This window comes from Bacillus paramycoides, assembly GCF_001884235.1.
GTDB lineage: Bacteria > Bacillota > Bacilli > Bacillales > Bacillaceae_G > Bacillus_A > Bacillus_A paramycoides.
The window spans coordinates 107,371-132,479 of record NZ_MAOI01000079.1; the positions used below are offsets into that span (position 1 = coordinate 107,371).

The window sequence follows — 25,109 nt, forward strand, 5'->3', positions numbered from 1 at the left end:
GTTGTTTTTACAATTAGTTAACAAATTAACAACATTGTGTTAATAATGAACTCGTACAATATGAATTAGGAGGTGGCAAGAATGCAAATAAAACTATCAAAAGCTGTGTTCTTTTTAATACCAGTTGGAATACCTCTAATATTGTTTTGGATTATTCCGAATTTCATTAGTTTAGGTATTAGTTTTACTGATTGGGATTTTATGACGAATGATTTTAACTTTGTTGGATTAGAAAACTATTTCAATTTGTTTACACAAGATTCTTTTATGCAAGCATTGTTAAATACGTTTTATTTCGGAATTGGAACAGTCATTCCGACAATTGCATTAGGTTTAGGGTTCGCATTATTCTTCCGAAAAAAATTTAAAGGTTCTGCATTGTACCAATTAATGATTTTTTCACCTTGGGTAACGCCAACGATAGCTGTATCCATTGTGTGGTCACTCTTATATGAACCTCAATTTGGAGTTATTAATAAAGTTCTAAACTTCTTCGGGATACCAGGTTTGGACTGGCTTCAAAGTAGTAAAACAGCGATGTTAGCAGTCATTATTGTGACAGTTTGGAAATTAGTTGGATGGACGATGATTTTCTATATCGGTGCATTAGAAAAAGTTCCGGATAGTTTATATGAAGCAGCTAGTATTGATGGAGCGAATTCGTGGCAGAAATTCCGATATGTAACACTGCCAATGGTTTCATCAACAACTTTCTTCTTAGTTGTTGTCAATACAATTTCTGCGGTGCAAGCTTACGACCAAATTAAAATTTTAACGCAAGGTGGACCTAGTGGTTCGACGCGTACGTTACTATATTTATTCTTCCAACAAGGGTTTGAACAGTTTGATATGGGATCTGCAACAGCAATCGCATTTATCATACTAATCATTACAATTCTACTATCTGTTATAAACAAAATAATAGGTGACAAGTGGGTGAACTATTAAGGTGAATAATATGAAAAAAGGTCCATTAATCGTAAAGCATCTCTTTCTAGCGTTATCAAGTATCCTATTTATTTTTCCGTTCATATGGATGGTACTTGGTTCGTTTAAAACATCTAGTGAAGTATTACAAGGAGGCTTTTGGCCTAAAGAATTTCATTTGGAAAATTATCGTCAAGTATTAGATATCCTTCCATTTAACACGTATTTATTTAATAGTTTCTATACTTCTTTCCTTATTACTATATATGTACTTGTTTCGTCAGCGCTTTTTGCTTATATGTTGGCATTTTACAAGTTTAAAGGTAAAAATATTACGTTTAGTGTTGTGATGGCAACTTATATGATCCCTGGAGCTGTATCATATGTTCCTGTATATGTAATGTTAGGGAAGTTTGGTCTACTTGATTCACATTTTGGATACATGATTTCTATGGCTGTTAGCGTATTCGGTATTTTCTATTTAAAACAATCCTTCCATAAAGTTGGTTTTGAAATTGTAGAAGCAGCCAAAATTGATGGAGCAAGTGACTGGCGTATTCTTTGGAAGATTATTTTTCCAATGACACGATCATCATTTGTAACACTAGGATTGGTCACATTTATTGGTAATTATAATAATTACATTTGGCCAGCTCTTATTTTGAAAGATAATACGCAAAAGTTAATCACGAATGGAATTGCTGATTATTTCATTAATAGTTCTTTAGGACGAGATTGGTCACACATTATGGTTGCAAGTACAATCGCAACGGTGCCGCTCTTACTCGTATTTTTAATTCTACAAAAATGGTTCTTATCTGGTGTTACAGATTCAGGAATAAAGGGGTAATTAAATAGTAAAGGAGATATGTGGGATGAAAAAAATATTCATGCTTCTAACAGTTTTAACATTGTTTGTTAGTGCACTTGCGGGTTGTTCAGGCGGAAAAGGAAGTACTGTTAAAGCGAGTAAAGAAGGCGAGAAGGTTGTTGTTCCATTTATTAATGGAGTAGGTGGTTCCCTTGCAGATCGTGTAGACAAAATCGTGGAAGAATACAATAAAAGTCAGGACAAATATGTAGTGAAAACGACGAAGGCGGGCAACTACGATGAGTCTTATCAAAAGCTACAAAGTGGATTTGCAGCGAATAACCAAGAAGCAATTGCATTACTAGGTTCAGACGTCATTCAAGAGTATGTTAAAAAACAGTTAATTGTGCCTATAGATGAATATGTTAAAAATGATAATAATTTCAAAAAAGAAGATTACGGAAAAGGTTTTATGGAGCAAGCAACGATTGACGGGGAATTATATGGGATTCCGTTTTACGGTACAACACAAATCTTTTATTACAATAAAAAAGCGTTAGCGGAGAATGGATTTACAAAAGAGGATTTAAAGACGTGGGAAGGTGTTGAAAAGGTAGCAAAAACAGTCGCAAAACGTGGTGAGAATGGAAATGTTACGTATGCTGGCTGGATGCCAATGTGGGGGACGTCAAACTTAATTGATGCGGTCCGCAGCGCTGGCGGCAGCGTATTAAGTGAAGATGGTAAAAAAGTATTAATTAACGATGATACTTGGGTTACGGTATGGGAGAAATTCCGTACATGGCTTCATGAAGATAAAATTATGAAAATACATTCAGGTGGTACTGGATGGGAATATTGGGATAAAACAGTAATCGATTTAGTAGAAGGTAGAACGCTAGGGTTTACAGGATCATCTGGTGACCAAGGATTTGTTTTTAAATCATTAGGTAAAGGAATGACGGAAGAAGAACGCTTAAACACATTTGAAGCATTACCACAACCAGCTTGGGGTAATCATAAACCAGCACCAAAATTAGAAACATATTTATTCACATTAACGAGAAATATTGACCCAGAAGTAGCAAAAGGTGCATATGACTTTATGAAATTTGCGACAAGTACCGAGAAAACGGCTGAATGGTCAATGGCAACTGGCTATATCCCTGTTCGTAACAATGTAACAGAGTATGGTCCATATGCTGAATTTGTTAAAAAACAACCACAAGCATTAGTTCCGTTGGAACAAGCTAATAATTACGGAGTGGGACCATTTGTAGATCCAACGGGCGGGAAAATTAATGATGCCTTAAATGTAGCTAAAGATAAAGTAGAGATTGAAGGAGTTCCAGCAAAAAAAGCATTAGATGAAGCAGCTAAAGTTGCACAAGAAGAGTTAGATAAAGTTCTGAAAAAGAAGAAATAAACCTGTTTTGTATGACTAACGTGAGGTGCTTTTGAACGAAAGAAGTGCCTCTAACATTCTTTTATAAAAATATAAAAAAGGTGTGAGAACTATGGCTGAAATGAAAAGTACGATAACACTTTCTCCATTCGTAAAAAATAAACATTGTTTCCAAATGGATGAAACTGATATTACAAACTTTACATTAACAATTGATCAAGGGGATAGCCGGAAAATTCCTCTTTTACTAATCTTGAGAGATCCTAACGGTTATGTACGTATACAATATCAAACTCCAATTGTAAATGAAAAACTAGTCGTTTCGAAAGATTCAAAGTTTTGTTCCGCTGGTTGTATTGGAGGAGAAATACAGTCAGGTAATTGGGAATTAGAAGTCGTGTATATACCACATTGTGCAAAGAAAGTAGTAAAGTTTACCGGAGAAAAAGTTGACTATACAGTAAATATAGTAGTGAATGATCAGTTGGAACGAAAGTATAATAGAGAGCATTTTTGCAAGGGAAATGTTTTTATCGATGAAGATCGTTTTAATAAGGTAGTAAATGAAGAACATCGCTGGTACAAAGGGGATTTTCATGAACATACGGATTTAACAGATGGTGAGATAGATGATGAACTTGGAATGAAAGTATGTGAAAAACAAGAATTAGATTTTTTATATGCGACGGAGCACAATATTGTTATGCCATCTTATGAAAAAGGAAACACATTAATTATACCATCTATGGAACTTACAACTCCTTACGGTCATTACAACATATTCGGTATGAAGGAATACGTGGATTTTACAGAGTATGTAGACGAATCGTATAGCGCCGAAAAAATGAATGCACTATTTTCATTCATGAAAGAAAGAGGCTACTTAATGAGTGTGAACCATCCATTTATGAAGCCTTGGGCGAACCAAGTGAATATTAATTTAGAAAATGTTCATACGATGGAAATTATGTGTGATCCAACGTATAAAAAGAGTAAGTCGTCTACTTTAGAAGCTTTGCGTTGTTTCGATCAAATGTGGTCAAATGGTCTTAAAATCTGGGGGATAGGAGGAAGTGATTCTCATTTACATCCGTCTAAAACATTCCCAGGATCAAAAGATCCATCGATTTACGGTGATCCAGGAACATTTGTATTATGTAACGGTTTATCTATTAAAAACTTAAAAGAGGCGATCAAAAACGGGAAAATTTATTTCTCTCGATTTAGAAAACTAGCGATAGATATTCAAAACGAAGGTGAAACAATCTATGTCGGTGATGAGGCTAAAGGAAATATTATGTACAACATTCGTACAGATAAACCGTGTGAATGGAGACTACTTATAAATGGACAAATGATTGAAAAAGAATATGGTAGCGACGTAACCTTTGCATTCTCTTTAAATGAAGGGGCATATGCTAGAGTTGAGGGATGGGAAGAGGATGAATTAGTAGCGTTTATTAATCCTATTCATAATAAAGTTCAGTATAAAAATATGAAAACATGGAATGAAGTTTTAGGGGGAATAAAAGGTGAATAAAGCAATTATTTTTGATAAAGATGGAACATTAATACAATTAGATTCAGTTTGGTACAAAATTGTGCATCGTGTGTTAGATGATATATTTCAAATGTATCCAAATGAAAAGAGTAAACGAGATGACTACTTAACGATTATTGGTATGAATGATAACGATTTTGAGAGTACGAGTTTACTAGCTTGTCGCACAAATTACTTTATTGCGGCTGCTTGGTTTTCGTTGTTAGAAAATCAACATGTGAATGAAGAGAAGTTTATTCATGATGTATGTCTTTTATTCAAAAAATACTCTACTGCAGATGACTTAGTATTTACAGAAGTGGAAGGTGCAAAGGAAACGTTACGATATTTAAAAGACAATGAATATATTATTGGGGTTGTTACGGCAGACGATGTTGATGCAGCTATACATTCTTTGAAAATGACAGAGTTATATGATTATGTAGATTTTTTAGGTGCAGATGATGGTGTGAATAGAACAAAACCTGAAAGTGACTTTTATCATATGTTTAAAGAACAATTTTCACTAACTGAAGAAGACGTACTTATGGTAGGTGACACATTAACAGACGTAACATTTGCGAGAAATAGTAATATTAAAGTAGTGGGCGTCTTATCGGGTGCGAGCCGGAAGGAAGATTTAGAAGGGAAAGCGGATTATATTTTAAACAGTATGAAGGATATTTCGAAAATTTTATAATACATGTCATGAGTATTTTTAACAACATCTATAAAAATAGCTCAAATTCTAGGAGGATATTATGGCTCAACTATCATTCAAAAACATTTACAAAAAATATGATCATGATGTGACAATCGTAAAAGATTTTAACCTAGAAGTAAATGATGGAGAATTTATCGTTTTGGTTGGCCCTTCAGGTTGTGGGAAATCTACAACATTACGCATGATTGCAGGACTTGAGGAGATTTCAGAGGGTGACTTTTATATTGATGGAAAGCGTGTAAATGATATTACACCGAAAGATAGAGATATTGCAATGGTATTTCAAAACTATGCGCTTTATCCGCATATGAGTGTTTATGAAAACATGGCATTTGGATTAAAACTACGAAAATATAGTAAAGAAGAAATTGACCAACGTGTGCAACATGCAGCAAAAATTCTTGGGCTGGAGGAATATTTAAATCGGAAGCCAAAAGCACTTTCAGGTGGACAGCGTCAGCGTGTTGCCTTAGGCCGAGCGATTGTTCGAAATGCAAAAGTATTCTTAATGGACGAGCCTTTATCAAACTTAGATGCGAAGCTACGTGTTCAAATGCGTGCTGAAATTACAAAGTTACACCAAAAGTTGCAAACAACTACTGTGTATGTTACACATGATCAAATAGAAGCTATGACGATGGCAACTCGCCTTGTTGTACTAAAGGATGGCATTGTACAACAAGTCGGTACACCAAAAGAAGTGTACGAAAATCCAGAGAATGTATTTGTCGGAGGATTTATTGGCTCTCCTGGAATGAATTTTTTCAAAGGAGTATTAACAGAAAATGCAGTTATGATTGATAAGTGGAAAATTGAAGTGCCAGAAGAGAAGATGAAGAGTTTGCGAAACAAGGGCTATACGAATAAAGAAATCATAATAGGGATACGCCCAGAAGATTTTTATTATGGAAAAGCAATCGTATCTTTACCATATAACGCAAAAGTAACGGTATCCATTGATGTAGCAGAATTAATGGGGGCAGAAACATATCTTTATTCTAATATGAATGGCCAATCCTTTGTTGCACGTGTGGACACTTCTATAGATGTACAAAGTCAATCAAATATAGAACTCGGTTTAAACATGGACAAAGTTCATTATTTCGATTCAGAAACTGAGAAGCGGATTGTTTTATAGAGTAATTAATAAAAACTCCCTGTATAATAAAACAGTAAAAAGCCGATTATCCTTCAGAAAAAGGAAATAGGCTTTTTTTGTATGAAAAATGTTTTAGCTTGATGTGTAATTATACTACTAGATCGTTACTATTAAAAAGAATTTAATAAATGTACTCAATATATTACATTAAAAGAATTTGTAATTGTATGTTCATCTTTCGTTCATAATTATTAGTTATTGTAAAAATAGTGCAAGGAGAAATTCATTGTTTATACAATGAATTTTTTTGGTTCCATTATACCTTCTATATAGCTACAATTCCCTGTAATACTTTTCATCATAATTGTTAGAGAGTAAAAATTATTCTAATTTACTACTCACAATAGGAAAGATGTTTTCCATATGTAGTAAGAATAAATCAGAAGTATTTACTGAATAAAAAATTCACCAAAGAGGAGTTGAAATAAAATGAAATCATTGTATGGGAGATTTGTCATTATATCAGCCGTTATTATGGTGGTTAGTAGTATAGTGGCATTTCTACTTACAAATATATTTTATCATGTGTATTTAAAACCATATAACAGTGAAAAAATTCTAAATTACGCCCTATATATAGAACATTTATATGAGGAAGACAGTGAACTAAATAAGGAGACATATCTACAATCTATTTCCAATCTTGGTTTTGCAATCTATATGGTAGATGAAAAGAAACAAGGAAAACGATATGGAGAGGGCTTTAAAAAAATTAATATTAGTGACGAGGCCATTGATAATGTACTAAATGGTAATGTATATAACGGGATTGAGAACTATCCTAATCGATTGTTTTCCACTGGCTTTTTTGATAATACAGTAGCAAACAGTATTGGAATCCCTATTCATACCAATGGACAGCAATTTGCTCTATTTATTCGCCCGGATATTCAACAGCAATTTGGAGAGTTGCGAATTTTTTACGCGGTATTGTTAGGGCTAATTGTATTAATTAGCTTAACCTGTATAGCGATAGCTACTCGTTTCGTTGTTCGTCCGATTCAAAAATTTACACAAGCGACACAAGAAATCGCGAGTGGTAAGTATGATTTAGTATTACCAGAATACCGAAAAGATGAAATTGGGGTGCTTGCAAAGAACTTTCGTAAGATGGCAAAAAGGCTGCAAAACTCAGAACAAATGCGCCAAGAATTCGTTTCGAATGTATCACATGAATTTCAATCACCTTTGTCATCTATTCAAGGATTTTCTAAAACAGTAAAAACAGAGGATTTAACTGAATTAGAAAAACATCGTTACTTGAGTATCATTGAATCAGAAAGTAAACGTATGTCTAAAATGTGTAAACAACTATTAACACTAGCATCACTTGATCAAGAAGAACTAACTTTACGTAAAGAATTTTTCAATCTAGGAAAACAAATAAGAAGTATTATATTTATGTTTGAGTGGGAATGGCAAGAAAAAGATCTTGCAATTGAAACGGATATACCTTATATAGAAATTTATGGAGATAAGAACCTACTTCATCAAGTGTGGACGAATGTATTTACTAACAGTATCAAATTTACAGAAAGCGGGAAAAGTATTTCGTTTGAAGCCGAAGAAAATGAATTAGAGTGGCGTATTGCTATTACTGATAGAGGATGTGGCATGCCAAAGGAAGAGATAAAAAGAATTTTTGATCGATTTTATAAAGTCGATTCAGCTAGAAATAGAAATATTAAGGGTAGCGGGTTAGGATTATCCATTGTAAAAGAAATCATTGAACTTCATGAGGGTGCAATAACAGTGGAGAGCGAGATAGGGATTGGTACAACCTTCACTATTTATCTTCCAAAAAATAGAGAAGGAATGGAGTTAGCTGATTAATAACTAAAATATTTCTTTAGAACAAGTCTCTTTTCGTATATATAATTAAGGCTTTGTACTTATAAAAGTTGAAGTTTCGATTTAAAATTGTCTTTTGTAATATTCCATTCATAATCTGTTCATATTCCTTATTTATGATAAGTGTATAGTCAAAGCACAAAATAAGGAGGAAATAAGGAATGTTTTTAGCTCTTAAAGAATTAAAACAGTCGAAATTAAGGTACGGATTAATTGGTACAATCATGATTTTATTATCATTTCTTGTACTTATCATATCGGGGTTAGCGAATGGATTATCCAATGCGAATGCTTCTTCCATTCTTGAAATGAAAGCAGAGAAATTTGTAGTATCTGAAGATGCCGAAGGGAAATTACTACGGTCTCAAATCAAGAAAGAAGATGTAGATAATGTATTAGCACAAGTTAGTGAAAAAGAAGCGGTTCCAATGCATATTGCAATGTCTACATTTGAGAAAGAGGGAAGTTCGAAGAAGGTTGACATTGCCATCTTTACAAATAAACAAGATTCATTTATTACTCCAAAGGTTATTGAAGGAAAATCAAGTGACTTAGCAGACAATGAAATTATTATTGATCAATCAGCGAAAAATAAAGGGCTAGCATTAAATGATAAAATTGTAGATCCTATATCCAAAAAGGCATTTAAAGTAGTTGGATTTACAGAAAATGAAATGTTTAGTCATGCCCCAGTTGCCTATATGAATGAGAAAGTATGGGAAAGCATTGCACTTCCACATCAAAAAGAGTACAACGTTATTGCTTTAAATACTGATAAAGAAATTAATAATGCAAAAGTGGTTGATAAAAAAGAAGTATTACAAAGTATTCCTGGATATAAAGAAGAGCAAGGAACTTTAACAATGATTATTGCATTTTTACTTGTGATTACAGCGTTGTTAATTGGTGTATTCTTCTATGTTATTACTTTACAAAAAACACAACAATTAGGTGTATTAAAAGCGATCGGGACGAAAAACTCTTATTTAGCTAATAGTTTAGTAGTACAAGCTGTATTCTTAACTGTTGTTGCATTAATAGTAGGTATTGGTTTAACACTCGCGGTACAAACTGTGTTCCCTGAAAGTATGCCGTTCTTACTAACAACGACAATGATGGTGCAGTATTCTATTATCTTTATCGTAATTAGCGTGTTAGGGACATTGATTTCTCTATATCAAGTGTTGAAAGTAGATGCATTAGAAGCTATCGGAGGTGGGATGTAATGGTGACAGATTTAAAGTGGGAGACACCAGCATCATTATTAAAACTAGATAAAGTCAGTAAAGTGTATGGGGAAGGCGATACGGAAGTGACAGCTTTACATCCCATCACACTAGATGTAAAGGAAGGGGAATTCATTGGTATTGTTGGGCCATCTGGATCAGGTAAAAGTACATTACTTTCCATTGCGGGAGCACTTTTATCTCCTTCTAAAGGTAATATTTATGTATCTGGTCAAGATATAACTAGTTTATCGGAAAAAGAAATGACGGATGTTCGTTTGAAACGAATCGGATTTATATTTCAGTTTGCAAACCTTGTGCCATTCTTAACAGTTAAAGAACAGCTTCTATATATTGCAAAATTAAAAGGAGAAAATAAAACTGAAGCAAACGAATATGCAACTGAATTACTAAAAACATTTGGATTAACACATCGAATCAACCATTATCCTAGACAACTTTCTGGTGGTGAAAAACAACGTGTAGCCATTGCTCGTGCTTTTATGAATGATCCAGATTTAATTTTAGCCGATGAGCCTACTGCTAGTTTAGACTCAAAACGTGCTAGAGAAGTTGTTGAAATGATGAAGCATGAAGTAAAGAAAAATAAAAAAGCAGCAATTATGATTACGCACGATGAAAAAATGCTTGATGTATGTGATCGTATATTGACGCTAAGAGATGGGAAATTACTACGAAAAAATGAGATTTGAAAATAAGTAAGGATAAAAACTCTCTTGCAGAATTAGATGTAAGAGAGTTTTTTTATCAAAATAGAAATTTCTCTTTAAAAACAATAATATCTAGGTTTATAATGATAATATTCTCATTTTTGTACTTTTCAGAAAAAGGAGACAGAACCTATGCGGAATTTAGTAAATGGTCTATTTGTTAGAGCAACTATACAAGAAGATTTACAACAAATTTTAAAACTATGTACGACTTATGATCAAGCTATTTACGGTGAAATTGATACAACCGCAGAGGATATTGCTAACTCATGGAAAGGTATTGATGTTAGTAAAAGCTCTTATGTTGTTATAAATGAAGAAGAAAAAATAATCGGATATGGAATTCTTACAGGGAATGAAAGACAGTTTCCATCCGCCGTAATAATAAATCCTAATTATATCAATCAAGGCATTGAACATTTAATATGGTCAAAGCTTGGGGGACGTGCTACGGAGCTTGTGGGCTATTCATCTTGCTTGAATGGTACGATTATAACACAAGCAAATAATTACTATGAAGAAAAGGTATTAGAAGAAGCTGCTTTTATTCCTACCCGTATTTGGTGGGGGATGGGGATTGAATTGAAAGCAAATGTACCATTACCACTATGGCCAAAAGGTATTACTATACGACATTACATACCAGGTGTGGATAATGAGAGATTGCATCAAACTTTTAATGAAGCCTTTGCTGACCACTGGAATTCGCAACCTTCTACGCTAGAAGAGTTTTTGCAACGTACCGAAAGAGATGGTTTTCATCCTACATTATGGTCACTAGCAATGCTTGAGGAAGAAGTAGTTGGCTTTATCTTTAGTAAAAAGGGTACTGACAATAAAGCTGAAATTACTCACTTAGGTGTAAAGTGTTCTAAGCGTAAACAAGGATTAGGATTAGCATTATTACATCATGCATTTGGTCAATTGTACCAAGAAGGGATTTCAAAAGTTCATCTAAATGTAGATTCTGAGAATATTACAGGCGCACCTCGCGTATACGAAACTGCTGGCATGAAAGTACAGAGTAAATTTGTTCGCTTTGATAAGGAAGTTTTTGTTAGAAAATAAAGAAGGAGTCCAGTGGTGAATTGCTGGACTTCTTTGCTTTCGTACTACTAGGAATTAAAATTGCAAACAAAGATGGGATAACGCTAGCATTTCGGAAAGAACCACGCTAAGAGCATGCAAGATTTTATACAATTATTCGGCTAATCCAGTAATAAATGAGAACTCTAAAACCGCGCCAGGATAGGAATGTATAAAAAAATGCATAGATCCATAGAACAAAAAAGAAGGTTCTCTTGTGAGAGTAGGGTTCCTAGCAAAAAGAACGAGGGAGAGATCTGGTTTGAAATATCAGTTTGAATGGGGATTTGTTTTTGGTTTACTCGTTATGTTTATAGCCATGAGTATGAATCAAAAACATACAGATTGGAAATTTGCATTTGACTTTGTAGCAGGTCTTATTTTTTTCGTGATAGCTAAGCGAATGCTATACATGATAGTACAACGATACAAACAATTTCGTCAGTAGTATTTAATAACAAATCACGCCTCTCTCTAAACGAAGGGGTGCTTTTACCTCTGAATTTAATAAATTTATAGATGATAAGATGGATTAATTAGGAGGTGATTACATATGACCGTTATATGTTTAGTAAGACATGGTGAAACAGATTGGAATTCTGAAGGGAGATTGCAAGGAAGAGAAGATATACCATATCTCATAAGACTAAATTTTGTGAATGAAAAGTCCGTTCAGGCTGTTTCTGAAGGGACTTTTTTTAGGTTCATTGACTGCTGAAAAGTGGTGTTATGTAAAATAAGACTGAATATTATATTCATCATTTAAACTCTGGTAGCAATTTATATGATCAAGAATAATTGGGCTAACAGATTTCGTTAGTTTACCATTATCTTTTTTGTAATCGAATAGATTCATTACTGTTTCAGACCGATGTATTCATTCATAATCTAACAGTAAAAGGGGATGATTGAAGATATGACGATTAATGATGAATCAATTTGTCAACAGTTTGCGAGAATTATCGGCGGCCAAAAAGGATTCGCCGGTGGGAAATGCGTGGCAACAATAAATCGGGATGAAATACAAGCAACAATCTTGGGAAAACGTTTTAGAGTAACAACTTCTTTCTCATTCGAATCAAGAGATAGTAAAACTGGACGGGCATTATGTCTAGGCCGGGTAGCACTCTTGCAAAAGGAAGTCAATGAATTTGTTGCTACAATTATTAAACAAGGAATATTAGTTTCGTCTATACACAATGAGTGGCTATGTGATGATCCAAATTTGATTTACGTTAATATCGAAGACGTTGATGATCCACTAATTTTCGCAAGAAAAGTCAGAAGAGCGTTAAGAAACTAACGAAATTCTGTAGTTAAATGAGCAATATAAAAGGATCTTCGATTAAAAGATCCTTTTATATTGCTCAAAAGTAATCGATTATGTTAATTAGAATATTTCAGATTGTTGAGGAGTATATTTGAAAAATAAATTTAAGTTGATGATTTTATAAAATAAAAGAAGGCGTTCCATATTTGGAATGCCTTTTCTTGATGTTTTGTTGCTAATGTGGGTGGTTAAATTATTTTAATTGATTACATGCTGCTCATCTTGCAACAACAAGAACTAGGTGAGGTATCTTTAGAGGTGTTGGATTGTCTGTAGGTATCATATGTCCCAAATGCATTTGATATGCCTACTTTTATAACATATAAAAACGATAATAAAATACTGCGTGAAAAGACAGCGTTCTGTATGAAAATATACCTTAAGTTGATGAATGTGTAGGGGTACCCCTTAAAATACGAATGAGAATCCTAAATTTATTTGGAAGGAAAATGCTCCATTCATACTCTGTTCATAATCCTTAGGTAATATAAAACTTGTAATAGGAAGAGAAATTTTGTAAAGGGGTGATTGATGTGCTAGCATCAGCTATTACATTTATTACGGCAGCACTTATTTTTTATTCAATTGGGGTCTGGAGTGAAAAAATTCAAAAGACGCTAAAACCTTGGCATGTGTTTATATTTTGGGTTGGATTAGCATGCGATACGATTGGTACTACATTAATGGAGAAAATGGCTTCAGAAGGTTCTCTATTCAGCTTTCATGGGATAACGGGTTTATCAGCAATTTTACTTATGTTATTTCATGCTGTGTGGGCCACTGTAGTTTTGAAGAAGAAGGATATAAAAATGATTGCAAAGTTTCACACATTAAGTGTAATTGTTTGGTTCATTTGGTTAATTCCATATATTTCAGGGCTTATATATGGAATGAAAAACAACTCATAAATTGAATTTTCTGTACGAAAATAAAGTTATTCATACATTAGGAGATATAAGAGGAAGTTAGAAAAATAATTACACCATTTGGTTTCCTTTAGCTCACAATTCGTGTATTGAGAGCTAAAGGAAACAGAAAAAACGTATATTACATTATTAGTAAAATCCCCTCAACATGAGTCGAGGGGATTTTTATTAATAATGTAAAGCAACTAAATAAATCTATTGGTCGAACGAGGGAAGACTGCTCTTGGTAGTATGATAAACATTAAAAACATCCATTTTTAAATTGTTTAGGTGAAACACCAGTATGTTTTTTAAAGACCTTTGTAAAATGGCTCTGATCATGGAAATTTAATAGTGTAGAAATTTCGGATATAGAATGTCTCGTATAGGTCATTAAACTTTTTGACTCATCAATCTTAGCACGCTGTATATATTCGCCTAGTGAAATTCCAATTTCTTTTTTGAAAAGGGAAGATAGATAACTAGGGTTCAATGCGACTATTTCTGCTAGATGGGATAGGGTGATTTCTTCGTAAAGATGAGTAAATATATAATTTTGACATACATTTATAGGTTTTGAATGTTTTTGCATCGTCCCATTTTTAACTCGTTCTGAGAATTCAAGTAAAGCATTCTCCAAAAATGGGGAAATGGCTTCAGTTTTTTTTATTTCTTCAAGTTTTTGAATAAATAAATCACTGAGAGTATATGCGATTTCAGGAAATAGTCCACCATCTATAGCAGCTCTCGTCGCAAGTGTAATTGCGGCGATGGCAGAATTCTTCTGGCTTCGTAAGTGACTTGTTTTTGACAACACCCCAAGATCTCCTGATTCAGGTAGTCTCCTTAGATTTTTAATTAAATCATCCTTTTTCCCCTGTTTAATACACTCAAATATTTTCCTTTCAGCCAGTGGATCGATATGAGTTAATGTACTTTGACGTTGCTCAGATATATGTATATCGGGCTGTTCAATTTCAAATTCCGCCTTTTTGACCAGTATATTTTTTTGCAGAATATCAGCAACGTCTAATTTTTGTTGATATAGCATGTAATACAGAATCATGCTTACATTTAAAAATTTCAAATTGCTTAAAACGGGGAGAGATTGATAATATTGAACCATTTCCTCCTTGTTTATTTTTAGATGAAGATCATTTATGAGACCTTTAATTGAGGCTTCTGATAGTCTGGAATAAAGGACTGGTCCAACGATGATGTTCCCACTAAGTTGATCGTTCAAACGTAAGTTAATTGAGAAGAAATTTTCAAGAAAAGAAGTCTCTTCTAGTACCGGAAAAGTATAGGGTGGATGTTCCCTAAATAGTTGATTAAGTAACTCCTCTGTTGAAGGATACAAAGGGTTATGCTGAAAATTTGGAGAGATTTCAAATGCCAAATTTCCTTTGTAATCAATAAAAAAGATAGGTGTTTTATGTATGTCAAAGACTAGCTTACAAATATAATATAAATCTTCTAGTTTGGAGCAATTCATTATTTTAGCCTCTATTCTTTAAAAATCAGCCAATATGTGTACAAGTTAAAAGCAACATAAAATCCTATCTTAAGCAAGGATTTTAAAATAAGGGCGAAAGCGAGTGCAGGTCATTTTTCCTCTGCATAGTAACCATATATATAATTAACTAAAATTTTTACAAGTATTCTAAAGAATATACCATAATATCTAAAAAATAATAACTATAATAGCGATAAGAAAGCGTTTACTTAATTATTTTTTAGGAGGTCTATCTATTATGAAAAGAGATATTAAGAAAATTATTTCACAAATGACATTAGAAGAAAAGGCAAGTCTATGTTCTGGATTAGACTTTTGGAATACAAAAGGGATTGAAAGATTAAATATCCCTTCAATTATGGTAACTGATGGACCACATGGTCTTAGAAAACAAGCAGAGGGAGCAGATCATTTAGGGATTTATAACAGTATCCCATCAACTTGTTTCCCATCAGCAGTAGGATTAGCAAGTACATGGAATAAAGAATTAATCAAACAAGTAGGAGTTGCATTAGGAGAAGAATGTCAGGCTGAAAATGTAGGTGTACTCCTTGGACCAGGTGCAAACATAAAACGTTCGCCACTTTGCGGAAGAAACTTTGAGTATTTTTCAGAGGATCCATATTTATCATCACAAATGGCTGCAAACCATGTGAAAGGCGTACAAAGCCAAGGAATTGGAACGTCATTAAAACATTTCGCTGCTAATAATCAGGAGCACCGCAGAATGTCTGTTGATGCAATTGTTGATGAAAGAACATTGCGTGAAATCTATCTTGCTAGCTTTGAAGATGTCATTAAGGAAGCACAACCTTGGACAGTAATGAGTGCTTACAACAAGATAAATGGTGAATACGCTTCGGAAAATAACTATTTGTTACATGATATTTTAAAAGATGAATGGGGTTTTGAAGGCTTTGTCGTTTCTGATTGGGGTGCAGTAAATGAGCGTGTAGAAAGTTTAGCTAACGGCTTGGAGTTAGAAATGCCTTCAAGCTTTGGAATTGGTGAGAAGAAGATTGTTGCTGCAGTTAACGGTGGAGAGTTATCTGTAGAAAAGCTTGATCAAGCAGTAGAGCGTCTTCTTAACATTATTTTTAAAGCATATGATAACCAATTAGAAAACGCTGTGTATAGTAAGGACGCGCATCATCAGCTTGCAAGAGAAGTTGCAAGTGAAAGTATGGTTATGTTACAAAATGAAGATTCCATCCTTCCGCTAAAAAAAGAGGGGACGGTAGCGGTAATTGGAGGATTTGCAAAGCAACCACGTTATCAAGGCGGCGGAAGCTCTCATATTAATCCAACAAAGCTTGAAAGTATTCTTGAAGAAATTGAAACTGTATCAGGTGAAAAAACGAATATATTATTTGCACAAGGTTATGATCTTGCTAGCGATGATATAGATGGAAACATGATTAATGAGGCAAAAAAAGCAGCAGAACGAGCAGATACAGCTGTTCTTTTCGTTGGACTACCAGATCGTTATGAGTCAGAAGGCTTTGATCGAAAGCATTTACAAATGCCAGAAAATCACGTGCAATTAATTGAGGCTATCGCTGAAGTGCAAAGTAATATCGTTGTAGTATTAAGTAACGGTGCGCCAATTGAAATGCCATGGATAGGTAAAGTAAAAGGAATACTTGAAGGCTATTTAGGTGGGCAAGCATTAGGTGGAGCGATTGCTGATATATTATTTGGTGATGCGAATCCAAGCGGGAAATTAGCGGAAACATTCCCGAAAGTTTTAAGCGATAATCCTTCTTACTTAAACTTCCCTGGTGAGGGCGATAAAGTGGAATACAAAGAAGGGGTGTTCGTCGGATACCGTTATTACGATACGAAAAATATTGAACCATTATTCCCATTTGGTTTTGGGTTAAGCTATACAAACTTTGAGTATAGTAATCTTTCAATAGATAAGAAAGAAATAAAGGATACAGATACTGTTTCTGTTCATGTAAACGTGAAAAATACTGGTAGTACGGTAGGGAAAGAAATTGTTCAGCTGTATATAAAAGATGTTGAAAGCACTATGATTCGTCCTGAAAAAGAATTAAAAGGATTTGAAAAAGTAGCATTGCAGCCGGGAGAAGAAAAAACGGTTAGCTTTACTTTAAATAAAAGATCATTTGCTTATTATAATGTTGAATTGAAGGACTGGCATGTTGAAACAGGTGAATTCGAAATTTTAGTAGGAAAGTCTTCAAAAGAGATTGTTTTACATGATAGCCTATATGTTCAATCAACGACAATAATTCGAAAACAAGTCCATCGTAATACTTTACTAGGGGACATATTCGCGGACCAAATTTTAGCACCAATTGCAAAAGAGCTTATGGAAAAGGCATTAAAAGACAGCCCATTTGGTAGTATGGCTGAAGGGGATAGTGATACCTCTGAAATGATGGAGGCTATGCTAAACTATATGCCGTTACGAGCGTTAGTGAACTTTAGCGCAGGTGCTTTTACAGAGGAAATGTTGAGTGAAATAATTGGGCTATTAAACGATGCGCAGATGAATCGATAAGCGGTGAATGAATTTTCTAGCCATTGGAACATTCATTGTTGAATTTTAATTACTTTCAAAAATTCATACGCAATATAAACAAAAACGCAGTTTGCAACCAAACTGCGTTTTTTTAACGTTCAATGAATGATCAAAGTCTTTAAATTTAAAGGATTGTAGCTATAAAAGATTTTAAAATTCTAAAAAAATTGAAGGTATAATTCGATGAATATAGAATTTAACATATAGCAAATAAGGAGGGGATGAAATGGAAGTCTTTCACGTAACGAGTAGAAAAAGGGAAACGTACAACGTTCAAATGAAGTATTCGATACTTTTCGAATGTGCACTTGGCATTGCGGCAATTACTCATAAGAGGTTAATCGACACGCTCGAAAAGACTCAAAGTGAATGGGAAGAAATAAGACAGTCTTTACCCCATGAAATGATAGAGCATTTACAATTTGTCGAGGAGCATAATACGTGGAAAGCGTTGCTACAGTTACTGTATGATGGGGATTTTACGGATTTATCTCAATTTATTCATAATATCAATTCGCTATCAGAAGTAGATTTTAAGTATGTATGCTTACCGTTTTTAGGAGAAATGCATCAAGAAAAAAGACGTTTAGCAGCAAGCGGAGAAGTTTCAGCGGTACAAGAATTAATGGAACTAACGCAGGAGCATCAATTTTTCTCTACGTATATTGACTTTATATGTAATACAGATATGCAATTATTAAAAGGGCATTTAATCGCTGTTATGACAGGATGGTATGAGAGTGTTATTAAGAAAGAAGAAGAGCAACTACTCTCTATACTAGAGCGAGATTATGAAGCAAAAAATGAAATGAATAAAAAGATGAAACCGGAAGAGTTTGTAGAGTGGGCAACAGGTGGAGTTATATACATGCCAGAGCCAAGTGTGCATCACGTACTTCTTATCCCGCAAATCACATACAGACCGTGGAACATAGAAGCAGATATTGAAGATACGAAAGTGTTTCATTATCCAGTCGCGAATGAAAGTATACATCCAGAAGATCCATATGAGCCGAGCTATTTTTTAGTACATAAACATAAGGCGCTTGGGGATGAGGCAAGGCTCCGTATTGTAAAACTACTATTTGAACAAGAGCGTACGCTGCAAGATATAACGGAAAGATTAAAACTCGGAAAATCGACAGTACATCATCATTTGAAACTTTTACGTTCAGCGAAGTTAGTTGATATTCATGACGGCAAATATGTGTTGAGAAAGAAAACAGTGCAGTCTTTAGCGAAAGAATTGGAAATGTTTTTGAATCGGTAGTACACAACGAGAGAATGTACATAAAGGAGGAATAATTAATATAGAAAAGTTGGTGCACTATAGTGGAAAATGTATTGAAAAATCGTTCATTCTTTTTTATGTGGATTGGCAGTGCAATTTCAGAATTAGGTGGGGCTTTCGGGACGTTATGTAATTCGATTCTTGTTTATGATCTAACAGGGTCGAAAACAGCATTAAGTAGCATGTGGTTACTATATTTTATCCCGTCTCTCATACTGCAACTTATAAGTGGACCATTTATTGATAAATGGAGCCGAAAGTGGATTATGATTTTTTCGCAATGGACGCGGGCCTCTGTTTTCTTACTGCCTTTAGTAATGCTTTTTACTAATAATATAGAAGTATGGCACGTTTACGTTGTTCAAATTATAGTAGGGTTCATTACGCCGCTATATACACCTGCAAGTCAAGCGATTACACCGAGCATAGTAAGTAAAGAGCAGCTTCAAAATGCAAATGCGTATATAGATGGAATGACTCGTCTTATGATGTTTTTGGCGCCGGTATTAGGTGGCATCGTTATTAAATTCATTGGAATCAAATTAACAATATTGTTCGTTTGTGTTTGTCTATTCATTAGTGGAGGATTGTTACTTTTCATAAAAGAAAAAATGGTAAAGCAAGAACTTCGAAAAACGTGGCTAGAGCAATTTCTTCACGGCTTTACATACTTCTTCACAAAACCAGTTATCGTTTGGCTTGGGGTATTTCTAGCATTCGTTCAATTTGGAGTAGGAGTAACGATGGTTACGAATCTTCCTTATATAAAAGACGAACTGTCGGCAGGATATGCGGAGTACGGCTACTTCATGGCAGGTTTCCCGCTTGGCTATGTAGTTGGTTCCATGTTAGTTGGGAAAGTGAAGTATAGAAGTCGTCGACTACTTATGCTTGGAGGATTATTCGTAGGGGGTCTCACTTACATTTCACTAGGTTTAAACAATAGTATTCTAATAGCGATTGTAATTGAAGTAATTGCCGGTATATGTATTTCATTTTTTAATGTTCATAACACGACGATATGCCAACAAACGGTCCCGAATAATATGATAGGGAAAGTATTTTCAGTGCGGTTATTTTTAATTCGATCGGCTATGCCATTAGGTGTGTTTCTAGGGGGAATATTGAGTGAGATATGGGGAATAAGAACACTATACTATATCATAGGTGCGCTTATATGTATCACTTCTTTAATAGGGATATTGCTTCCATATTTTAAATTTTTGGATGAGTCGATCGAATAGAAGTCTGCATAATTCAAAAATTAAAAACATTATAATTGAAAATAATTATCATAATCAATTATAATAAAAGAATACTAGTATTCGTATTACAAAAAGGGAGTGGGATATATGTTTATCGAAACTAAGACATTTACAGTAAAAGAAGGTACTTCTAATATAGTTGTAGAACGTTTCACTGGAGAAGGAATTATTGAAAAATTTGAAGGCTTTATCGACTTAAGCGTTCTCGTAAAAAAAGTAAGACGCGGAGACGAAGAAGTAGTCGTTATGATTCGCTGGGAATCGGAAGAAGCATGGAAAAACTGGGAAACAAGTGAAGAACATTTAGCTGGACATAGAGCGAACCGTGGTAAACCGAAACCAGATCATATCATTAACGTCGATCACGCAGTTTATTATGTAAAATCATCGAAATCGGCTTATCAGCAGTCGTAAAAATACATTTGTTTCATTTTAATCCTTCCAATATATAACCATCTATCTACTTATTGATAGATGGTTATTAACATTGAATAAAGAGAATGATTTGCATGTGATGTAAGAAGAATTAACAGACAGGTTAAAAATAGAAATGCTATAATACAATCCGATCAGTGAGAAGATTAGGAGTGGTAATAATGGTTCAATCGATAGTTCATATTGCATTAGTAGTAAAAGACTATGATGAGGCGATAGAGTTTTATACAAAGAAACTAAATTTCACATTAGTTGAAGATATTTATCAGCCAGAAGAAAATAAACGGTGGGTAGTGGTATCTCCTCCAGGTTCAGTCGGCACCACAATATTACTAGCTAGGGCATCTAAACCTGAGCAAGAGCCCTTTATTGGTAATCAATCAGGTGGTAGAGTATTTCTTTTCTTAAATACTGACGATTTTTGGAGAGATTATAATGAAATGATTTCAAGAGGAATAGAATTTGTGAGAGAACCGAAAGAGCAATCATATGGAATTGTTGCAGTGTTTAAGGATTTATACGGGAATTTATGGGACCTTCTGCAACTAAAAGATGATCACCCAATTGCACAAAGAATTAAGTAGAAAGCAATTCAACTGGGCATTTTACAAGTATGTGAAAATAAAATAGAGCTAGGTTTGTAACAATTAGCAGTATGTATAATGGAAATGTATGAGGAAAAATATAATTCAATATCGTTTAAAATGTGTTTGCTTATTTTAGAAACTGAGAAATATCGATCTATTCTTATAAGAATAATATTACGTGCTCAATGGCTTGGAGGGTAGAAATGATAGAAAATCTTTCATTTATTACTTATGAAAATCATAAAGGGTTAGTGCATAAAATTCTAAATGAATATATTGCTAGGAATGAAGTAAGTGGGTTAATGCTTATCGGATCTGTCGCAAGAGGTGACGCTTATCCTGAATCCGATTTAGACTTCTATATTCTTTTAGAGCGCGGACAAAAGAAGAAATTTTATTCTGAACTGAGAGATGATATTTTAGTTGAATATAAGTGTGCAGATTTTAATCAAATACAATTAAGCTTTAAAAACAATCCGATGGAACTATATTCATTTTTAGAAGGGAAAATTTTATTTGATAGTAACGATGAGTTGGAAAGACTAAAGAAAATAGCTCAACATACATATGAAAATTATTGTGTCTCTAGTGATAAAGTAAAGGGTACTTCTCATTGGCTCAATAGTTCGCTAATTAAAGTTCAGTCTGCTTTGAAAGCAAATGATAAGTTAAAAGCTTCCTACATAGTTCACACATCAACTTGGACTATTGTAGAAGGGATATGGGCTATTAATAATAAGCCTGCACCACCAGCAGGATCTGGTTTGAAGTATATGCAAACTTTATCTAAAGTACCAATTAATTTTGATCACTTAATAAATATACTGTTTTTAGGGAATACGACAGAGCGCATCTCTTCAGCAGTTTTCTTAATTGAGTGGGTTTTACTCAACTTGGAGAATAGATAATATGGCTATTACAACTGTCGATTTATATAGGTAAATCGATATTCCACGTCGAATTGTTCATATGAAGTCATTAACTGTATTCCAAATGTTGCATTTTAAAAATCGTTCTAGACGATAGAAAAAAGTATTAGACTATTAAAAAGTGAACACTTGAATACAACCCCTGTAACGTTCAGGTGTTATGAATATGGGGCAATATACTTTCGTATAACCCCTGTTTAAAAGGAGATGAGTGAATGAGGTTAAATCATTTGAATCTATGTGTTGATGATTTATCGGAAGCTAGACATTTCTTTGAAACATTTTTTGATTTTCAATTTTTGGAGCAAAAGGGAAAGGCCCTTGTAGTGATGAGTGATGAGAGTGGATTTATACTTGTATTAAGTGATCCAAAAGCATTCAAGGGGAAGAATGACGTTACATATCCTGAGGCTTTTCATATTGGCTTTTTGGTGGAAACTTCAAGCGAAGTTGATCAGGCGTATAATCGTTTAGTAGCTGGGGGCATTGAAATAGAAAAGGAACCTTATGCAATGCGAGGTAGTAGTTATGGTTTTTATTTTACAATATTTAATGGCTTATTAATTGAAGTTTCTTGCCTTGACTATAGAGATGGTAAGAAAGTTTCAAAACTTAATAGCACTCATCAAGAGTAATTGTCGGAAGGTGTATATATAGCCTCTTATCAAGTTTAGAAAGGGGCTTGTTACCATTTCATTCGCTTTTTTAATGGAACATCAAAGTAAAAAAGAAGCGTCTTTTAGTCAAAAATTCGACTTATGAGACAGCTCCTATATTTATTAATCTAACTTAATTTCAAATTCAAGCACAGTTTGATTTTTCATAAACGGCATACCATCTTAAACCAAATGTTGTAGATTTAATATAAAGTTTGATAAAAAGGTCTATTTTGTAGGGGAATTACTTATGCATAAAATAACAAAATTTTTTTGTGTACTGTCGCTATAAACTTTCGTGAATCAACTGGGTTTCTTACCTGATGTGGTGCGAGGTACAGTGACATAACTAGGAGGTTGCCACTATGACAGCTGTATTTAAAGATATGGTGTTCCAGCTGAAAACGGAACGACTCGATCTGAATATGTGGGAGGAATCCGATGCAGTCTGGCTGAGAAAATTAATTGGTGAACGTGGTGTGGACATGCCAACCATTGAATCTGTTCGTAGCTATCTTATTGAGATGCGCAAGAGAGCAGCTGAAGATGGCATTTCCCTTCTCACTATTCGTAGGCGAGACGAAGGCGATTTCATCGGATACTGTGGCTTGATTATCGGTCGTTCCACGCTTGAAGAGCCGGAGATTGCATACGAGTTGTTCCGCAGTGCTCATCGCAAGGGTTATGCGACAGAGGCAGCATCCGCTGTGCTGGAGGCTGCGATTGCTACCGGGCGCCACAGACTTTGGTCGACTGTAGGCGCTTGGAATGTTGCGTCCTTCCGGGTATTAGAAAAGATAGGATTTGAGCGACATCACAGTACGTGGGACGAGCGCGGTGAGATTGTTTGGAACGTACGTGATCTGTAGAGACCTGACCAAATTCGGAACAATGAAAAATGTAAAAGAAAGCCCATATGTTAGACTGCTCAGTAATCTAACATATGGGCTTTTCCTTATAGTAAATATTGATTTTGTATATATTTAAGTGTAATAGTCTGTCTTTTACTTTAATTTTTTACATCATCATATAATTCCAGCGCTTCTTTCACATTCAATCCATTTTTCACAATGCCATGAATCGCTTGAATCATTGCAGTTGGGTGTTCGGATTGCCATATGTTTCGGCCCATGTCTACGCCGATTGCACCTTCTTGCAGCGCATTGTACGTAATGTTTAATGCATCTTCGATTGAATCAAGTTTGGGACCGCCGGCAATGACGACTGGGGCAGGGCATGTACTCGTAATTTTTTCGAATCCTTCGCAGTAGTACGTTTTAATAATGTCAGCTCCCATTTCAACACATACGCGGGAAGCGAGTGCTAGGAAGCGAGCTTCACGTTTTTGTAGTTCTTTCGCAACGGCGGTAATACCGAGTACTGGCAGCCCATAATCGTGAGCTTCAGAGACTACGTTTGCGAGATTTGAAACAGTTTGTGTTTCATAGTCTGATCCAACAAAAACAGAAACGCCGACGCCAATTGCGTTCTGCTTTACGGCCTCTTTCACAGGTGTAACAATTGTTTCATTCGCTAAATCTTTGCCGACTACAGTTGGTCCACCTGAAACGCGCATAACCATCGGTGTGCTGCAGTCTTCAGGAATACAGGAGCTGAGTATACCTCTCGTTAAAAAGAGTGAATCCGTATAAGGAAGCAAATTTTTAACGGTTTCTAACGGCTGTTCTAGTCCGTGAATTGGTCCTAAAAAATAGCCGTGATCTATCGCTAACATAACCGCTCTGCCGTCAGGTAAAATTGTATTTAATCGATTTTTAAATCCCCAAGTCATTAGAAATCACTCCTTCGTTAATGTTGGATTTTCAGTTTGTACTGTATCTTTATTTTGTAAATGTGGTGACTTAACAAAAACAGCTTTAAAAGGTTTATCAGAATGGTTAATAAGATAGTGAGATTCATGAGGACGAACTTGCAAGACATCACCTTGTTTTATCGGAACTCTTTCGTTATTTACATAGAAATCTATTTCGCCTTCTAACGCATAAAAGACTTCTTCGCACGTTGTATGAAAATGATTTTGAAACTCTTGCCCAGGCTGAATAATGACTAGGCCGAGATCAATATTTGGCCCTTGTAATAAATATTTCGGCCCGTTATCACCGAAACGATAGGTGAAATCATCTTCATTCACTTTAAGCATAGAAATCACTCCTTTATGTAATG

24 protein-coding genes and 1 pseudogene are annotated in these 25,109 nt (G+C 34.6%); 22 read left to right on the forward strand and 3 right to left on the reverse strand.

What is annotated here, in order from left to right; all coding sequences use genetic code 11:
* Positions 1-81: 81 nt before the first annotated feature.
* The 14 genes and pseudogenes from BAU28_RS16605 to BAU28_RS16670 all read left to right on the forward strand — a co-directional run bounded on the left by BAU28_RS16605 (position 82) and on the right by BAU28_RS16670 (position 13,698).
* Positions 82-948, forward strand: a complete 867-nt coding sequence (locus tag BAU28_RS16605; RefSeq protein ID WP_025147907.1) for a carbohydrate ABC transporter permease — start codon at positions 82-84, stop codon at positions 946-948.
* Positions 949-958: 10 nt separating this feature from the next.
* Positions 959-1,777, forward strand: a complete 819-nt coding sequence (locus BAU28_RS16610) for a carbohydrate ABC transporter permease (RefSeq protein ID WP_071719202.1) — start codon at positions 959-961, stop codon at positions 1,775-1,777.
* A 25-nt stretch (positions 1,778-1,802) separates the two neighbouring features.
* Positions 1,803-3,164 carry an extracellular solute-binding protein gene (locus BAU28_RS16615; RefSeq protein WP_071719203.1) on the forward strand — a complete coding sequence of 454 codons (1,362 nt, stop codon included), beginning with the start codon at positions 1,803-1,805 and terminating at the stop codon, positions 3,162-3,164.
* A gap of 91 nt (positions 3,165-3,255) precedes the next feature.
* Positions 3,256-4,683 (forward strand): CehA/McbA family metallohydrolase, encoded by a 1,428-nt coding sequence (locus BAU28_RS16620; RefSeq protein ID WP_071719204.1) that lies wholly within the window; start codon positions 3,256-3,258, stop codon positions 4,681-4,683.
* Positions 4,676-5,383, forward strand: a complete 708-nt coding sequence (locus tag BAU28_RS16625; protein WP_071719205.1) for an HAD family hydrolase — start codon at positions 4,676-4,678, stop codon at positions 5,381-5,383. The genes BAU28_RS16620 and BAU28_RS16625 overlap by 8 nt, the downstream gene beginning before the upstream one ends.
* A gap of 61 nt (positions 5,384-5,444) precedes the next feature.
* A complete protein-coding gene (locus BAU28_RS16630; RefSeq protein ID WP_025147912.1) occupies positions 5,445-6,545 on the forward strand; it encodes an ABC transporter ATP-binding protein in 1,101 nt (366 codons plus the stop codon).
* Between the two features lie 450 nt (positions 6,546-6,995).
* Complete coding sequence (locus BAU28_RS16635) at positions 6,996-8,399, forward strand: sensor histidine kinase (protein WP_071719206.1); 1,404 nt, start codon at positions 6,996-6,998, stop codon at positions 8,397-8,399.
* Positions 8,400-8,578: 179 nt separating this feature from the next.
* The gene (locus BAU28_RS16640; RefSeq protein WP_071719207.1) at positions 8,579-9,643 is read left to right on the forward strand and encodes an ABC transporter permease; all 1,065 of its coding nucleotides are present in this window, start codon (positions 8,579-8,581) and stop codon (positions 9,641-9,643) included.
* Complete coding sequence (locus BAU28_RS16645) at positions 9,643-10,356, forward strand: ABC transporter ATP-binding protein (protein ID WP_071719208.1); 714 nt, start codon at positions 9,643-9,645, stop codon at positions 10,354-10,356. The genes BAU28_RS16640 and BAU28_RS16645 overlap by 1 nt, the downstream gene beginning before the upstream one ends.
* Before the next feature lie 150 nt (positions 10,357-10,506).
* Entirely contained in the window at positions 10,507-11,442 is a 936-nt protein-coding gene (locus tag BAU28_RS16650) for a GNAT family N-acetyltransferase (protein WP_071719209.1), read from the forward strand.
* A 235-nt stretch (positions 11,443-11,677) separates the two neighbouring features.
* Complete coding sequence (locus BAU28_RS16655; RefSeq protein WP_025147917.1) at positions 11,678-11,908, forward strand: hypothetical protein; 231 nt, start codon at positions 11,678-11,680, stop codon at positions 11,906-11,908.
* A 105-nt stretch (positions 11,909-12,013) separates the two neighbouring features.
* Positions 12,014-12,094, forward strand: a pseudogene (locus BAU28_RS16660) (histidine phosphatase family protein); the annotation flags it as partial.
* A 270-nt stretch (positions 12,095-12,364) separates the two neighbouring features.
* Positions 12,365-12,763, forward strand: coding sequence for a DUF1259 domain-containing protein (locus BAU28_RS16665; RefSeq protein WP_071719210.1), 399 nt, complete (start codon positions 12,365-12,367; stop codon positions 12,761-12,763).
* 560 nt (positions 12,764-13,323) lie between these two features.
* A complete protein-coding gene (locus tag BAU28_RS16670; RefSeq protein WP_071719211.1) occupies positions 13,324-13,698 on the forward strand; it encodes an HsmA family protein in 375 nt (124 codons plus the stop codon).
* Between the two features lie 259 nt (positions 13,699-13,957).
* Here BAU28_RS16670 and BAU28_RS16675 read toward each other — a convergent pair whose 3' ends face one another.
* Entirely contained in the window at positions 13,958-15,190 is a 1,233-nt protein-coding gene (locus BAU28_RS16675; RefSeq protein WP_071719212.1) for a helix-turn-helix domain-containing protein, read from the reverse strand.
* Positions 15,191-15,449: 259 nt separating this feature from the next.
* Between BAU28_RS16675 and BAU28_RS16680 the strand changes: the two genes are divergently transcribed.
* The 8 genes from BAU28_RS16680 to BAU28_RS16715 all read left to right on the forward strand — a co-directional run bounded on the left by BAU28_RS16680 (position 15,450) and on the right by BAU28_RS16715 (position 23,794).
* The gene (locus BAU28_RS16680) at positions 15,450-17,741 is read left to right on the forward strand and encodes a glycoside hydrolase family 3 C-terminal domain-containing protein (protein ID WP_071719213.1); all 2,292 of its coding nucleotides are present in this window, start codon (positions 15,450-15,452) and stop codon (positions 17,739-17,741) included.
* A gap of 247 nt (positions 17,742-17,988) precedes the next feature.
* Positions 17,989-19,032, forward strand: coding sequence for an ArsR/SmtB family transcription factor (locus BAU28_RS16685; protein WP_071719214.1), 1,044 nt, complete (start codon positions 17,989-17,991; stop codon positions 19,030-19,032).
* Positions 19,033-19,094: 62 nt separating this feature from the next.
* Positions 19,095-20,297, forward strand: coding sequence for an MFS transporter (locus BAU28_RS16690; RefSeq protein WP_071719215.1), 1,203 nt, complete (start codon positions 19,095-19,097; stop codon positions 20,295-20,297).
* Positions 20,298-20,405: 108 nt separating this feature from the next.
* Complete coding sequence (gene hmoA / locus BAU28_RS16695; protein WP_025147923.1) at positions 20,406-20,732, forward strand: heme-degrading monooxygenase HmoA; 327 nt, start codon at positions 20,406-20,408, stop codon at positions 20,730-20,732.
* A 182-nt stretch (positions 20,733-20,914) separates the two neighbouring features.
* Positions 20,915-21,337 (forward strand): VOC family protein, encoded by a 423-nt coding sequence (locus BAU28_RS16700; RefSeq protein ID WP_002084855.1) that lies wholly within the window; start codon positions 20,915-20,917, stop codon positions 21,335-21,337.
* A 206-nt stretch (positions 21,338-21,543) separates the two neighbouring features.
* The gene (locus tag BAU28_RS16705) at positions 21,544-22,248 is read left to right on the forward strand and encodes a nucleotidyltransferase family protein (RefSeq protein WP_071719216.1); all 705 of its coding nucleotides are present in this window, start codon (positions 21,544-21,546) and stop codon (positions 22,246-22,248) included.
* A 236-nt stretch (positions 22,249-22,484) separates the two neighbouring features.
* Positions 22,485-22,904 carry a VOC family protein gene (locus tag BAU28_RS16710; RefSeq protein WP_071719217.1) on the forward strand — a complete coding sequence of 140 codons (420 nt, stop codon included), beginning with the start codon at positions 22,485-22,487 and terminating at the stop codon, positions 22,902-22,904.
* A 386-nt stretch (positions 22,905-23,290) separates the two neighbouring features.
* Positions 23,291-23,794: a GNAT family N-acetyltransferase gene (locus BAU28_RS16715; protein WP_048376646.1), complete on the forward strand. Its 504-nt coding sequence runs from the start codon at positions 23,291-23,293 to the stop codon at positions 23,792-23,794.
* Between the two features lie 140 nt (positions 23,795-23,934).
* Here BAU28_RS16715 and lsrF read toward each other — a convergent pair whose 3' ends face one another.
* Together lsrF and BAU28_RS16725 are read right to left on the reverse strand one after the other, a co-directional pair.
* The gene (gene lsrF / locus BAU28_RS16720) at positions 23,935-24,717 is read right to left on the reverse strand and encodes a 3-hydroxy-5-phosphonooxypentane-2,4-dione thiolase (protein WP_048376645.1); all 783 of its coding nucleotides are present in this window, start codon (positions 24,715-24,717) and stop codon (positions 23,935-23,937) included.
* A gap of 6 nt (positions 24,718-24,723) precedes the next feature.
* The gene (locus BAU28_RS16725) at positions 24,724-25,086 is read right to left on the reverse strand and encodes a cupin domain-containing protein (RefSeq protein ID WP_071719218.1); all 363 of its coding nucleotides are present in this window, start codon (positions 25,084-25,086) and stop codon (positions 24,724-24,726) included.
* Positions 25,087-25,109: the final 23 nt, after the last annotated feature.